The organism is Mesorhizobium sp. M0062 (genome assembly GCF_040323125.1).
Classification (GTDB): Bacteria; Pseudomonadota; Alphaproteobacteria; order Rhizobiales; family Rhizobiaceae; genus Mesorhizobium.
On record NZ_JAMYUO010000019.1, the window covers coordinates 66,564 to 79,907 of the forward strand.

Sequence of the window (13,344 nt, forward strand, 5' to 3'; positions counted from 1 at the left end):
TGCCGGGCCTCCATCACCCTCCCTCGTTCGGATTGCCATGCCCCAGCCAGACCTTGTCATCTTCGATTGCGACGGCGTGCTCGTCGATTCCGAAATCATCGCTGCCCGTGTCGAGGCCGAATTGCTGACCTTGGCCGGATATGAAATCTCGGCCGAGGAATACGCCGAAACCTATGCCGGACTGACTTTCAAGGACATAATGATGCGGGTCGAGGCAAAGTCCGCGATCCCGTTCCAGGCCTCGATGATCGACCGGGCCGAAGAGCTCGTCGACCGCAAACTGCGCAGCGACGTGCGCGCCATCGACGGCGTGCGCGAGGCGGTCGCGGCGGTGACCGCGCCGCGCTGCGTCTGCTCGAACTCACGCTTGGAGCGGATCGAGTTCATGCTGGAGAAAGTGGGCCTGCTGCCGTTCTTCGCCGGCCGGATTTTTTCAGCGCTGGAAATACCAAGCAAGAAAACCAAGCCCGCGCCGGATGTGTTCCTGATTGCGGCGGAGCAACTCAACGCCAATCCGGCAAACACCTTCGTCATCGAGGATTCGGTGCACGGCGTCACTGGCGCCAGGGCCGCCGGCATGCGCGTGATCGGCTTCACCGGCGCCGCGCACAGCTATCCCGGCCATGCCGATGTGCTGACTGAAGCCGGCGCCGAAACCGTCATCCGCCGCTGGGCCGAACTGAAAAGTGTGATTGCCGCTCTGTCGGAGTGGTCGGACGCCTGAACCGATCAGTCCTTGGCTTTGGCCGATTTGGCCGGTTTCTTCTTTGCCCTGTTGTAGGCAATCGCGGCACGGACGAGCGCTTTCAGCGCATCCGCATCGATCTCGTCGCCCTCCGACACATCGATGGCGCGCCACACCTTGCCGTTGAGCCCGTTGTTGAACAGCCTGTTGGGATCCGGCAGGCTGGCGCCGTGAGAAAAGGTCAGCTTCACCTTGTCCTTGTGAGCGTTGCCGACGGCGATCATGCCGTCGCGTGACCATACCGGGCTGCCCATCCACTTCCACTCCTCGATGATTTCCGGGTCGGCGTCGAGGATGGTCTTGCGCAGGCTGGCCAACGTCTTGCCCCGCCAATCGTCCAGCTCCCGGATTCGGGCATCTATCCGCTCGGAGGCAGAGGCGCCTCCCTCGTCCTTGCTCGACATGCTGATCTTCATGGTCTGCCTCCGTTCACATCTTCTCGCCGGGCAATCGGCTGGCCTGCTTCACCCAGGAGGCGAAGCGGGCTTCGTCGATCTCTTCGCCTTCATGGATGTCGAGATAGCGCACTTCCTTTTGCCTGGAACAGCCGGGAGGCGCAGGATCGAGCGACGTGCCGCGAAAGAAGGCGACTTTGACGCATCTGGTGAAGCAATGCAGGCTGAGGAACCAACCCTCGCCCTCGATGCCATAGAACGGTGAGTTCCACTTCACCGCCTTGTAGACGCCGGGGACGGCGCTGACGATAAGTGCGTCGATCCGGCGCCCGACATCGCTTTTCCAGCCCGGCATGGCAGCAATATATGCCTGCACCGGAGCGTCCCCATAGGCCTTCGGGATCTGCGGGTTGCCGCCCGAAAGCAGGACCGGCTTTTCCGGCTTGTCTGGGGCCGGTTTTGCGACCTTCGATTTTCCCGGCGCCTTGGCCATGTCTTACCCTTGCGCGCCCTGCTCGCCACGCGATCTCGCGACGTAAGGCAGCACGAACATATAGAGGCCGCTGAACAGCAGCAGGAATAGCGGCAGCAGCGGCGAATAGACTACCCAGGCCGGAGGTTGCCCGAACGCCATGGTGATGAAATTGGCTGCCACGGTCAGCGTGAAGATGATCGACAGCCAACGATGGGTTTGACGTATCCATTTGCTCAAGTTCATTGCAACTTCCTCTTGAAACCAGCGCCTACCAACGCGCCAGTTGGGTGATCTGGATGAGATTGCCGCAGCTGTCGTTGAGCTGGGCGATGGTCGAGCCGGTCACTTCTGTCGGCGCCATGGCGAACGCACCGCCGCGTCCCTTGATGCGCTCGTAATCACCCTCTACGTCGTCGGTGAACAGCATGAGCGCGGGCTGCCCCTGCTTGAAGATGGCCTGCTGGTAGGCCTTGGCGGCCGGGTTGTCGTTGAGCGCCAGCTGTAGCTCGGCTCCCTCGGGCTCATCGGGTGAGATGACGGTCAGCCAACGAAAAGGCCCATTGCTGAAGTCGGCCTTCACGGCAAAGCCCAGCACGTCGGTGTAGAAGCGCAGTGCGTTGTCCTGGTTGTCCACATAGACGCTGGTCAGCTTGATCTTCATCGATTTCCTCCTTTTTGCATTCGGTGCCCCGCGATCAGGGCATGGTACCGACAGGCTTCAATCCGGCTTCGCCAGAAGCTGCTCCAGCTTGGTGAGGAATTGCTGCCACCCGGCCCTGGCTCCGCCATAGGCCTGCTTCTGGCTCGGATGGAAACCCGACTGCTCGACGCGCAGATGGGTCCCCGTGCTGGTGGGCGTGAGCGTGAACGTCACCACGCTCTTCAGATTGTAGGCGGCATCCTCATGCGCAAAATCCCAGCTGTAGGACAGCGTCCTGCCTTGCTCGACGGCGAGGACCTCGCAATCGAGCACGCCGCCCCAGTCGCCGCGAAGATTGAAGCTGTGGCCGATGACAGGCTTGAAATCGTTCTTCATGAGCCATTCCTCCATCAGATGCGGCTGCGTCAACGCGCGCCAGATCTTCTCCGCCGGCCAGGATATTTCACGTTCGACGACGACGGTGCGCAGTTCGGGATTGCTCACTGGTCCATCCTTTTCAGCAGGTTCTCGAGGTCATCGAAGCGGCCCTCCCAGAATCCTGTCATTTGAACTGTCCAGTCGGTCAGCGGACCAAGTGCCGCGGGCTGGGCGCTGTAGTGGGTCTGGCGTCCGGCGTGGCGATCACGCACCAGCCCGGCCAGCTTCAGGACGCCGAGATGCTTCGACACCGCCGGTTGCGAAACCCCGGACTCCGCCGTCAGGGCCCCCACGGTCTGCTCACCTTGGCGGCACAAGCGCTCGAAGATGGCCCGCCGGGTCGGGTCGGCAAGCGTTCTGAACAAAGTATCGTGGGCGTCCGGCATCGGGATCAATAACCTGCGAGCTATTGATTGACGTATAACCGCCGGGATATGGATGAGTCAAGTGCGCTGGCGGAATGGATCGAGATTAAAGCGCAGACGCGACCTGCCGCAGGCGCACGCCTGCAGGATTACGATCGGATCGTTTGGATCTTTCAAAGAGTTGACCGGCACCGTCGCAGCAGCGACGGCGCCCAGGCGCTTAGTTCGTCACCGGAGCGCGCTTCTTTTTCTTGCCGGACTTCTTGTCCACCGCCGCCGGCGCGGTGTCGTCATAGCCGGCATATACAGTGTAATCCCGGGCGGAGGGTTCGGGCACGACGACGTTGGGATCGGTGAACACGAACTGGGTGGCGGTCGAGGGATCGCTGACCTGGATCTGATAGGGGTGGATCTGCGAATAAAGTACGTCGGGGCCGTGCATGACGGCAATGCGGATCGGCATGGTGATGGTGCCGGGGGCGAACAGCGGTCCCGGCACGATCTTGCCGGCAACCCCAACCTTCATCGTCAACTGGCCGTTGGCACGGCTGCAATCGCGGCTCACATCGCTGATCGAGGCCTGGTAGATGATCTTGGCCGGATCCTTGTTCGGATCGACGATGGAGCCGTCAGGCGCCGTCTGCGCGGCGGCAGCGGCCTCGGCATCCTGTGTTGCATCAGCCTTTTTCTTTTTCGGCTGCGGCGCGCCCTTGGCGTAGGTATTGAAGTATGCGGTGCCGTCACGCACCGTCACTTTCGGGCAGTAGGCCTGCAACTGGCTGGCGAGAACCTTGGGATCCTGAGGCGGTATTGGCGCATTCGGGTCGGTCTTCTTGCCGAAACCGAGATTGAGGATGCCATTGTCGCTCGATTGGCAACCGGCGGCGGCAAGCATAAAGCCGGTGAGCGCCAGACCCGCGACAAAGCGACGGTTGAATTTATGAAACGCCATGAAACTGCACTTCCCTCTCGCAAAGTTGGTGACGTATAGCAACGCCACGGCAAAAATGCGACTGAGGCGGCTCGGAAAATTAACCAATTGCCGTGGATGAAACCGGCGGCAGCAATGGACCTTTGACGATGCGCTATGTGAGTACCCGCGGGGATGCGCCCGTGCTTGGATTTGCCGATGCGGTGCTGGCGGGGCTGGCCCGCGACGGCGGGCTTTATGTGCCGCAGACATGGCCGCAGTTTTCGGCAGCCGAGATCCGCGCCATGCGCGGCCTGCCCTATGCGGACCTCGCCATCCGCGTGCTGACGCCCTTCCTCGGCGGCGAGATCGCCGCACCCGTCTTCGAGCGCCTGGTGCGAGAAGCCTATGCCACCTTCCGCCACCGGGCCGTCTGCCCGCTGGTGCAGACCGGCGCCAACACGTTCATCCTCGAGCTCTTCCACGGTCCGACGCTGGCCTTCAAGGACGTTGCCATGCAGCTGCTTGCCCGGCTGATGGACCATGTACTGACTGAGCGTGGCCAGCGCGCCACCATCGTCGGCGCGACCTCGGGTGACACTGGCGGCGCCGCCATCGATGCCTTCGCCGGCCGCGACCGAACTGACATTTTCGTGATGTTCCCGCATGGCCGCGTCTCGCCGGTGCAGCAGCGGCAGATGACGACATCGACTGCCGCCAACGTCCAGGCGCTGGCGATCGAAGGCAATTTCGACGATTGCCAGGGCCTGCTGAAGGATATGTTCAACGATCATCGTTTTCGTGATCGCGTGTCGCTGTCGGGCGTCAATTCGATCAACTGGGCCCGCATCATGGCCCAGATCGTCTATTATTTTTCCTCGGCGCTTTCGCTCGGCGCGCCGGACAGGCCGGTCTCCTTTACCGTGCCGACCGGCAATTTCGGCGATATTTTCGCCGGTTACGCCGCCAAGAAGATGGGCCTGCCGATCGAGCGGCTGATCGTCGCCACCAACGACAACGACATATTGGCGCGCACTTTCGCGACCGGTGAATACCGCACCAAGGGTGTGTTTGCGACGACGTCGCCATCGATGGACATCCAGGTATCGTCGAACTTCGAGCGACTGCTGTTCGAGGCCTGCGACCGTAACGCAGAGACGGTGCGGCGTTACATGGCCGGCCTCAAGCAATCCGGCGCCTTCACCATCGAAACCGCGGAAATCGACCGGATGCGGTCCGAATTCGACGCCGGACGCGCTGATATGGACGAGGTTGCCGCCACCATCCGTTCAACGCTCGAATCCAGCAATTATCTGCTCGATCCGCACACGGCCGCGGCCGTGCATGTCGCCGCCGGCAAGGCTGACGGTGCAGTGCCGATGGTGGTGCTGGGCACGGCGCACCCGGCCAAGTTCCCGGCCGCGGTCGAAGCCGCCTGCGGCGTGTCGCCGGCCCTGCCCGCATGGCTGGGGTCCTTGATGTCAGCCGACGAAAAGTACACGGTACTTCCATCCGACCTGAAAATGGTGGAAGATTACGTGAGCCGCCACTCAAGGGCAGCGCGTTAGGGAGTACTTGCCATATGGGTGTTGAGGTAAGCCGTCTGTCGAACGGCCTGACAGTCGCCACCGAAACCCTTCCAAGCATCGAATCCGTTGCCCTTGGCGCCTGGGTCAAGTCCGGCGCCCGCAATGAGCGTGACGACGAGCACGGAATGGCCCATCTGCTCGAGCATATGGCCTTCAAGGGTACGAAAAGGCGGACGGCCTTCGAGATCGCCTCGGAAATCGAGGATGTCGGCGGCGAGATCAATGCCGCCACATCAGTCGAGACGACGTCCTATTACGCCAGGGTGCTGTCCGACGATGTGCCGCTGGCGGTGGATATCCTTGCCGATATCCTGCAGGAGTCCGAATTCGACCCAGAGGAACTGGAGCGCGAGCAGCATGTGATCCTGCAGGAGATCGGCGCCGCGCACGACACGCCCGACGACATCGTCTTCGACCGTTTCACCGAGACCGCCTTCCGCCACCAGACGATCGGCCGCTCGATCCTCGGCACGCCGGAAACCGTCAAATCCTTCACCTCCAAACAGCTGCATGATTTCATCGAGCGCCAATATGGCGCCGAGAAGATGGTGATCGTCGCGGCCGGCGACATCAAGCATGACAATTTCGTGCGCGAGGTCGAAAAACAGCTCGGCGGTTTCCGCAGCAAGTCCGACAGCACGATGCCCCAATATGCGCAGTATGTCGGCGGCGATTTCCGCGAGGATCGCGACCTGATGGACGCGCAGATCGTGCTCGGCTTCGAAGGCCGAGCCTATCATGTGCGCGATTTCTACGCTTCGCAGGTGCTGTCGATGATCCTCGGCGGCGGCATGTCGTCCCGGCTGTTCCAGGAGGTCCGCGAAAAGCGTGGCCTGTGCTATTCGGTCTATGCCTTCCACTGGGGTTTTTCCGATACCGGCATCTTCGGCGTTCATGCCGCGACCGGGCAGAGCGACATTGCCGAACTGGTGCCGGTCATTATCGACGAGCTGCAGAAGGCCGGCGAGAATATCCTTCAGGAAGAGCTCGACCGCGCCCGCGCGCAATATCGCGCCGGCCTGATCATGTCGGCTGAAAGCCCGGCCAGCCGCGCCTCGCAGATCGCCAGGCAGCTGCTTCTGTTCGGTCGGCCGATCGCCAAGGAGGAATTGATGGAACGGCTGTCGGCGCTGACCGTCGAGCGGCTGACCGACCTTTCGTCCCGGCTGTTTTCGACCAAGCCGACGCTGACTGCGGTTGGACCGGTGGGTACGCTCGCGCCCTATGAGGCGATTCTCGATTCGCTTGCGGGCACGCACACCACGGCCCGCAAGCTCGCCGTCTAAGCCTTCAAGCGCCGGTGTTCGCGCTCCCTTTCTTTCGCCGTGACCTGCCGGCACTGAAAGGCGACCGGGTCATGCTGCGCGTGCCCTACACCAACGACTATCGCGAATGGTCGGCGGTGCGCGGCGAAAGCCGTGCCTTCCTCGAACCGTGGGAGCCGCGCTGGACGCCCGATGAACTCGACCGCACCGCCTGGCGGCTGCGCATCGGCCGCTACCGCGAAGACTATGCGCAGGGGACAGCCATCGCCTTCTTCATCTTCGAGAAGGCGAGCGGCAAGCTTGCCGGCGGCATTACGCTCGGCAATATCCGCCACGGCGTCTCGCAAAGCGGCCATGTCGGCTACTGGATCGGGGAGCGGTTCGGCGGCCGCGGCCTGATGACTGACGCGGTCAAGGTGGTCTGCCGCTTCGCCTTCGATACGCTGAGGTTGCACCGGATCGAAGCTGCCTGTATTCCCGACAATGTCCGGTCGATCCGCGTGCTTGAAAAAGCCGGATTCCGGCGCGAAGGACTTCTGCGATCCTACCTCAGGATCAACGGCATCTGGCAGGACCACTACCTCTACGCCCGGATCGCGGACGATCCGCCGGGCGCTGGAACGAAGGACTGATTTTTGACGAATTTCCTGCGAAACGGGTCGCTGTTGGCCTTTGTTCTGGCGGCTGTCGTCACGCTTTGCGCGGCGCTCCCAGCCTTCGCCGTCGAACCGATCAAGATTGCCCGCGACGACGTAGCGCTCGACCTGTCGCGCGCCGTCGAGATCTACCGCAACCAGGGCGAAAACTTCCAGGTGTCGACCGCGCCCGGCCCCGACGGCATCGTGCGGCGCATCGAGGTCGAGGCCAATGACGCGCGCTCGAGCGGCGACTGGGCGGTGTTCGCGCTCGCCAACACCACCGACCAGCAGCTCGACCGGCTGATCGTGGCGCCGCATTTCCGGCTGGTGAATTCCGGCATCTTCTGGCCCGATCTCGGCGCCACCCGCATCGCCGCGATCACCCCCAGCGAGGGCTTCGCGCTCGACCGCCAGTCAAGCTCCGACGCCGACGTGTTCCGGGTGACGCTGAACCCGGGAACGGTGATCACCTTCATCGCCGAACTCGCCTCGCCGAAGCTGCCGCAGGTCTATCTATGGGAGCCGGAAGCCTACAAGGACTCGGTCAATTCCTATACGCTGTTCCGTGGCATCGTCATCGGCATCGCCGGGTTGCTGGCGCTCTTCCTGACCATCCTTTTCGTCGTCAAGGGAACCTCGATGTTTCCGGCGACAGCCGCACTTGCGTGGGCGGTACTTGCCTATATCTGCGTCGATTTCGGCTTTCTAAACAAGATCATAGAGATATCGCCCGGGAACGAGCAGATGTGGCGGGCGGGAACGGAGGTGGCGCTTGCGGCGACCTTCGTGGTGTTCCTGTTCGCCTATCTCAACCTCAACCGGTGGCACGGCCATTTCAGCTATGGCGCGCTGGTCTGGATCCTCGGTCTGGTGCTGATTGCGGGTGTGGCCATCATCGATCCGGCCGTCGCCGCCGGTATTGCCCGGCTGTCCTTTGCCGCCACCGCGCTGACCGGGCTCGGCCTCATCATCCTGCTCGGTCTTCGTGGTTACGACCGTGCGATCATGCTGGTGCCCAGTTGGGTGATGGTGCTGCTATGGCTGTGCGGGTCGTGGATGGCGATCACCGGCATGCTCGACAACGACATCGCCCAGCCGGCATTGGGCGGCGGGCTGATCCTGATCATCCTTTTGATCGGCTTCACCGTCATGCAGCATGCCTTTGCCGGCGGCGCGCTGCATCAGGGCCTGTTCTCCGATCTTGAGCGCCAGGCGCTGGCCGTCGCCGGCTCCGGCGACACGGTGTGGGACTGGGACGTGCTGCGCGACCGCGTCGTCACCAAGCCCGACGTCAGCATCCAGCTTGGCCTGGCGCCCAACAGCCTGGGGGGTGCGGCCCGCAACTGGCTGCCGGTGCTGCATGCCGACGACCGCGACACGTTCCGCACCACCCTCGACGTGGTGCTCGAACATCGGCGCGGCCGGGTCTCGCAGAATTTCCGCCTGCGCGGCGCCGACGGGCACTACCACTGGTTCTTGCTTCGGGCGCGGCCGGTGATCGGCTCGGACGGCGAAGTGATTCGCTGCGTCGGCACCATGGTCGACGTCACCGAGCAGAAAAAGTCCGAGGAAAGGCTGCTGCACGATGCCGTTCACGACAATCTGACCGGCCTGCCCAACCGCGAACTTCTGATGAACCGGCTGGAAGCCATCATCTCGATCGCGCGCACCGAAGAGAAGGTGCGCCCCACCGTCTTCGTCATCGACATCGACCGCTTCAAGCAGGTCAATGACGGGCTTGGCATCTCGGCCGGCGACACCATCCTGCTCACCATTGCGCGCCGCTTGCACCGGCTGTTGAAACCGAAGGATTCGCTGTCGCGCTTTGCCGGTGACCAGTTCGCCCTGATGCTGCTCTCGGAACAGGAACCCTCCCGCATCGCGGCGGTGGCAGACGCCATCAAGCACGCCATCAACAACCCGATCACCTTCGCCAAGCGCGAGATCGTGCTGACTGCCTCGATCGGCCTGATCACCTGGACCTCGGCGCAGACTTCGGCAGAAGACATGGTCAAGGACGCCGAGCTTGCCATGCACCAGGCCAAGCGCTTCGGCGGCGACAGGATCGAGCCGTTCCGGCCGGCCTTCCGCACCGTCGGCACCGACCGGCTGCAATTCGAATCCGATCTGCGCCGCGCCATCGAGCGGCGCGAATTCACCCTTGCCTACCAGCCGATCGTGCGGCTGGAGGACGGCAGCATTGCCGGCTTCGAAGCGCTGCTGCGTTGGGACCATCCGCGCCGCGGCATGATCCCGCCCGGCGATTTCATTCCGGTCGCCGAAAGCTGTGGCCTGATCGTGCAGCTTGGGCTGTTTGCCATGCAGCAGGCTGCCGAAGACCTCGCCGGCTGGCAAAAGCAGATCGGCGACACCCCGCTGTCGGTGTCGGTCAATCTGTCCAGCCGCCAGCTGATCCGCCGCGACCTGGTCAGCGATGTCCGCTCGGTCATCGCCCGCGCCAATCTGAAGCCGCGCTGCTTCCGGCTCGAACTTACCGAATCGCTGGTCATGGACAATCCAGAGCAAACCTCGCATGTGCTGACCAAGCTCAAGCAGCTCGGCATCGGCCTGTCGCTGGACGATTTCGGCACCGGCTATTCCTCGCTCGCCTATCTGACCCGCTTCCCCTTCGACACCATCAAGATCGACAAGAGCTTCGTCGACGACGCGACGCCGAAGCGGGCGGTGCTGCTCAAATCCATGGTCAACATGGCGCATGAACTCGGCCTGTCGGTGGTGGCCGAGGGCATCTCCGACGAAAGCGATGCGCTGGAACTGCGCCAGATGGGCTGCGAATATGTGCAAAGCTTCATGTTCGGCGCGCCGATGCCAGGCGACCAGGTGCTGAAGGCGTTGAAAGAGCAGTACCCGATGACGCAGGCGTGATGGGTGAGGCATGCGTCGTGCAGGCGCGTGGTTACATTGGAATGAACCCCGAAAATTAGCTGAAGCGACCGCGCCTTCGTCATCCTGGGGCGAAGCAAGGAGCGCAGCGACGCAGCGCAGACCCTAGGATGACGAAAGTGGCGGGCGGCTTCGGCTAGTCGCGAAGGTTCGGCGGAACGTCGGCGAAGGCGAGGCCTCAGGCGTGCCCCGCGGCCAGGCTCAAATGCGCCAGATCAATCCCGATCGATGCCAGGATGCGGTCGTACTTCCGCTCGATGTCGGCGTCGAACAGCAGCTCCGGCGTGGCCGGACAGGTCAGCCAGCCATTCTCGGCGATCTCGGTTTCCAGCTGGCCGGCGCCCCAGCCGGAATAGCCGAGCGCCATCAACGCGCGCCGCGGGCCGCGGCCGGACGAGATGGCGCGCAATATGTCGACCGTCGCGGTCAGGCAGATATCGTCGGAGACGGTGAGCGAGGATTCCACCCGGTAGTCGCCCGAGTGCAGGACGAAGCCGCGGCTGCGGTCCACCGGGCCGCCATTGCGCACGACGAAGTCGCGGGCCTGCGCAGGCAGCCTGATCGCCTCCTGTTCGTTCATGATGCCGAGCTGCACCAGAAGATCGGGAAACAGCATCTGCTGCGTCTGGTTGATGATCAGGCCCATGGCGCCTTCATCGCTGTGCGCGCAGATGTAGATGACCGAGCGCGTGAAGCGATCGTCCTTCATGCCGGGCATGGCAATCAGAAACTGGTCGTCAAGAAAGCCGCGTCCACCGGCCGTCTTTTTGTGGCGCAAAAAGTCCATGAACGGGAGCGTAACGCGTTTCCGGGACGCCGAAAAGATGCGTGGCGTGGGATTCGGCCAAAGCCCGACGGTTGGAACAACGGATTCCTGGCTGTAAACTTTGCTCGGCCGATTGCTTGAACCAACTGTTCCTTGCCCGAAGGTCACGCAAATATGATACGCAGAGCGCCATGAAAACATTGCGCGGCCATGAACTGACGATCAAATCAACGCCATGCAAAGCTTGAAAATCCTGCTGCTCGGCGCCGCCATCGGATGCGGAGTAGCCCTTCCCGCCGCCGCCTCGTCTTCCGACTGGTACAACAGCGAAGGCGGCAGGGTGCGGCTGGTGACAACAGGCAAGGCCGACGAGGCCGGCCGCATACAGGGCGTGCTCGACATCGCGCTCAAGCCCGGCTGGAAAACTTATTGGCGCGATCCGGGCGACGCCGGCGTGCCGCCGCAGATCGACGTTTCGGCCAGCACCAACATCACCGATGCGGCGTTTTCCTTCCCGCCGCCGCAGCGCCATGACGACGGCTACGGCAAATGGGCCGGCTACAACCATCCGGTCTCGCTGCCGGTGACATTCACTTTGTCGTCGCCTGGGGATGCGGCCGTCATCGATGCCGACATCTTTCTTGGCATCTGCGAGACGATCTGTATTCCGGTGCAGACGCGGCTGAGCGTCGATCCCGCCGCCGATCCCGACAATGCCGAGGACGCGGCGCTGGTGAAGGCTGCACTCGCCACCTTGCCCGCGCCTGCCAAGCCCGATTTCGGGATCAAGGTGCTGCCGGGCGACCATGAGACGCTGATGGTCGAGGCGACTTTTCCCGGAGATCCGGAGGCGGCGGATTTATTCGTCGCCGGGGGACGCGATTATATGTTCGGGGCGCCTGCACGCAGCGAAAAGGACGGCCGGCTGGTATTTACCATTCCGATCCTCGACCGGCCGTCGACGACACCGACCGATGGCGGGTTGTATTACACCCTGACAAGTGCCGAAGGCGCGGTCGAGGGCGTTCTGCCGTTCCCCTGATACCGAACCCGATCCGGGCTTTCCCTTGATCCAGGCCTTGTCGGCGGTTGCGGGAGATGCCCGATTTCGCTATCGCAAGAAACCTTCCCTGCTTTTCACACGAGGACCATCATGACGATTGCCGTTGGCGACAAACTGCCCGATGCGACCTTCAAGGAAATGACCACCGACGGAGCCAAGGTGATCACCTCGGCCGAGATTTTCGCGGGCAAGAAGGTCGTGCTGTTCGGTGTTCCCGGCGCCTTCACGCCGACCTGCAGCAACAATCATCTGCCGGGCTATCTCGAGAACCACGATGCCATCCTGGCCCGCGGCGTCGACACCATCGCCGTCGTGTCGGTCAACGATGTCCATGTCATGGGCGCCTGGGCGAATTTCACCGGCGGTCAAGGCAAGATCCTCTATCTCGCCGACGGCAATGGCGACTTCGCCAAGTCGATCGGCCTCGACTCCGACTATTCCAGCGGCGGCATGGGATTGCGCTCGAAGCGCTTCTCGATGATCGTCGACAACGGCAAGGTCACGGCGCTCAATGTCGAGACCAAGCCAGGAGTCGACACATCGGGTGCCGCTCACATTCTGAGCCAGCTCTAAACCGCAGCGGCCGCGTCGGCTTATGAACGCCATGGCCTGACGACCACGCGCTTCCAGCCGGATTGCCTGCTTTGGGGGACATCGACGATGTTTGACATCATCTGGCGCAGCATTGCGATCGGCATCGGCGCCACGGTGCTGATGGATCTTTGGGCGCTGTTCCTGCATCTGGCGCTCAGCCAGCCGCGGCCGAACTGGGGCCGCCCGGCCGCTGGGTCTGGCACCTTAGGGAAGGCAAGGTTTTCCACGACGATATCGCCCAAGCCGCACCTTATGCGCATGAGCAGGCGCTGGGCTGGGCTTTCCACTATGTCACCGGCATCGTCTACGGCTTCATCCTGGTGGCGCTGGTTGGCACGGCATGGCTGGACGCGCCGACCTTCCTGCCGGCCTTCATCCTCGGCATGGTCACCATCGGCGCCGGCTGGTTCCTGCTGGCGCCCGGCATGGGCGCCGGCTGGGCTGCCTCAAAGCGCCCCAACGCGATGCAGATCCGCGCCTTCAATGTGATCTCGCACACGGTGTTCGCGCTCGGCCTCTACGGCACGGCCCTGCTGATCCGCTGAGGACAGGTTCTA

General features: G+C 62.9%; 15 protein-coding genes and 1 pseudogene. 8 read left to right on the plus strand and 8 right to left on the minus strand.

The window, feature by feature from the left end:
• The first annotated feature begins 37 nt into the window (after positions 1–37).
• Positions 38–724 (plus strand): HAD family hydrolase, encoded by a 687-nt coding sequence (locus NKJ64_RS21195; protein ID WP_023830053.1) that lies wholly within the window; start codon positions 38–40, stop codon positions 722–724.
• Between the two features lie 5 nt (positions 725–729).
• On the opposite strand, the gene NKJ64_RS21200 is transcribed toward NKJ64_RS21195, so the two are convergent.
• The 7 genes from NKJ64_RS21200 to NKJ64_RS21230 all read right to left on the minus strand — a co-directional run bounded on the left by NKJ64_RS21200 (position 730) and on the right by NKJ64_RS21230 (position 4,010).
• Complete coding sequence (locus NKJ64_RS21200) at positions 730–1,161, minus strand: DUF1801 domain-containing protein (protein WP_023806724.1); 432 nt, start codon at positions 1,159–1,161, stop codon at positions 730–732.
• A gap of 13 nt (positions 1,162–1,174) precedes the next feature.
• A complete protein-coding gene (locus tag NKJ64_RS21205; RefSeq protein WP_352463260.1) occupies positions 1,175–1,633 on the minus strand; it encodes a DUF1801 domain-containing protein in 459 nt (152 codons plus the stop codon).
• 3 nt (positions 1,634–1,636) lie between these two features.
• Positions 1,637–1,858, minus strand: a complete 222-nt coding sequence (locus tag NKJ64_RS21210; RefSeq protein ID WP_023668396.1) for a hypothetical protein — start codon at positions 1,856–1,858, stop codon at positions 1,637–1,639.
• Between the two features lie 25 nt (positions 1,859–1,883).
• Entirely contained in the window at positions 1,884–2,276 is a 393-nt protein-coding gene (locus tag NKJ64_RS21215; protein WP_352463261.1) for a VOC family protein, read from the minus strand.
• A gap of 57 nt (positions 2,277–2,333) precedes the next feature.
• Positions 2,334–2,759, minus strand: coding sequence for an SRPBCC family protein (locus NKJ64_RS21220; protein WP_352463262.1), 426 nt, complete (start codon positions 2,757–2,759; stop codon positions 2,334–2,336).
• Complete coding sequence (locus NKJ64_RS21225) at positions 2,756–3,079, minus strand: ArsR/SmtB family transcription factor (protein ID WP_023738492.1); 324 nt, start codon at positions 3,077–3,079, stop codon at positions 2,756–2,758. Before NKJ64_RS21225 ends, NKJ64_RS21220 begins: the two co-directional genes overlap by 4 nt.
• 199 nt (positions 3,080–3,278) lie before the next feature.
• Positions 3,279–4,010 (minus strand): hypothetical protein, encoded by a 732-nt coding sequence (locus NKJ64_RS21230; RefSeq protein WP_352463263.1) that lies wholly within the window; start codon positions 4,008–4,010, stop codon positions 3,279–3,281.
• Between the two features lie 128 nt (positions 4,011–4,138).
• Here NKJ64_RS21230 and thrC point away from each other — a divergent pair, with 128 nt between their 5' ends.
• Genes thrC through NKJ64_RS21250 form a run of 4 tightly spaced genes read left to right on the plus strand, consistent with a single transcriptional unit; the run spans position 4,139 to position 10,346 of the window.
• Positions 4,139–5,536, plus strand: a complete 1,398-nt coding sequence (thrC, locus tag NKJ64_RS21235; protein ID WP_023754850.1) for a threonine synthase — start codon at positions 4,139–4,141, stop codon at positions 5,534–5,536.
• Positions 5,537–5,550: 14 nt separating this feature from the next.
• Entirely contained in the window at positions 5,551–6,843 is a 1,293-nt protein-coding gene (locus NKJ64_RS21240) for a M16 family metallopeptidase (RefSeq protein ID WP_352463264.1), read from the plus strand.
• A gap of 14 nt (positions 6,844–6,857) precedes the next feature.
• A complete protein-coding gene (locus tag NKJ64_RS21245; protein ID WP_023668403.1) occupies positions 6,858–7,454 on the plus strand; it encodes a GNAT family N-acetyltransferase in 597 nt (198 codons plus the stop codon).
• Positions 7,455–7,457: 3 nt separating this feature from the next.
• Positions 7,458–10,346 carry an EAL domain-containing protein gene (locus tag NKJ64_RS21250; protein WP_031203549.1) on the plus strand — a complete coding sequence of 963 codons (2,889 nt, stop codon included), beginning with the start codon at positions 7,458–7,460 and terminating at the stop codon, positions 10,344–10,346.
• 196 nt (positions 10,347–10,542) lie between these two features.
• On the opposite strand, the gene NKJ64_RS21255 is transcribed toward NKJ64_RS21250, so the two are convergent.
• Positions 10,543–11,151 carry a YqgE/AlgH family protein gene (locus NKJ64_RS21255; RefSeq protein ID WP_023698524.1) on the minus strand — a complete coding sequence of 203 codons (609 nt, stop codon included), beginning with the start codon at positions 11,149–11,151 and terminating at the stop codon, positions 10,543–10,545.
• Between the two features lie 214 nt (positions 11,152–11,365).
• Here NKJ64_RS21255 and NKJ64_RS21260 point away from each other — a divergent pair, with 214 nt between their 5' ends.
• The 3 genes and pseudogenes from NKJ64_RS21260 to NKJ64_RS21270 all read left to right on the plus strand — a co-directional run bounded on the left by NKJ64_RS21260 (position 11,366) and on the right by NKJ64_RS21270 (position 13,332).
• On the plus strand, positions 11,366–12,172 hold the full coding sequence (locus NKJ64_RS21260; RefSeq protein WP_352463265.1) for a protein-disulfide reductase DsbD domain-containing protein: 807 nt from the start codon (positions 11,366–11,368) through the stop codon (positions 12,170–12,172).
• A gap of 111 nt (positions 12,173–12,283) precedes the next feature.
• Positions 12,284–12,766, plus strand: a complete 483-nt coding sequence (locus NKJ64_RS21265) for a peroxiredoxin (protein ID WP_352463266.1) — start codon at positions 12,284–12,286, stop codon at positions 12,764–12,766.
• An 87-nt stretch (positions 12,767–12,853) separates the two neighbouring features.
• Positions 12,854–13,332 (plus strand): annotated as a pseudogene (locus NKJ64_RS21270) (DUF2938 domain-containing protein).
• The last annotated feature ends 12 nt before the right edge of the window (positions 13,333–13,344 follow it).